The sequence below is a fragment of the Paenibacillus sp. sgz302115 genome (genome assembly GCF_056120445.1).
Map to the genome: position 1 here is coordinate 1 of NZ_JBVYOK010000067.1, position 496 is coordinate 496.

General features: G+C 55.4%; 1 protein-coding gene. It reads right to left on the reverse strand.

What is annotated here, in order from left to right; all coding sequences use genetic code 11:
* Window positions 1–299: 299 nt before the first annotated feature.
* A partial coding sequence (locus tag AC0LWN_RS32680) for a hypothetical protein (RefSeq protein WP_474672750.1) occupies window positions 300–496 on the reverse strand: 197 nt, incomplete at its 5' end.

Genomic DNA, 496 nt, shown 5'->3' on the forward strand with positions numbered 1-496 from the left:
CTTTTTCCACATAAACCATAGATATTAGGCAATATGGCTGAATTAAGTGACTTTTTTCCAACTGTAGCATCCCCCAAACGCACAAGGCAGCCTTCCCGAAGGAAGGCTGCCTTGTGACGTCCCGGAAGGGATACAGCCCGGTCGAGCTGATTGCGAAGTAAGTGCTAACGAAGCAGATCCTCCAACGAACCTCTGGGGTTCTCATCCCCCCGGACGCACAAACAGCCTTCCCGAAGGAAGGCTGTTTCGTGACGTCCCGGAAGGGATACAGCCCAGTCGGGCTGATTGCGAAGTAAGTGCTAACGAAGCAGATCCTCCAACGAACCTCTGGGGTTCTCTTCCCCCGGACGCACAAACAGCCTTCCCGAAGGAAGGCTGCCTTGTGACGTCCCGGAAGGGATACAGCCCGTCCGGGCTGATTGCGAAGCGGTGCTAACGAAGCCTATGCTCCAACGAACCAAGGGCTTCTCTTCCCCCGGACGCACAAACAGCCTTC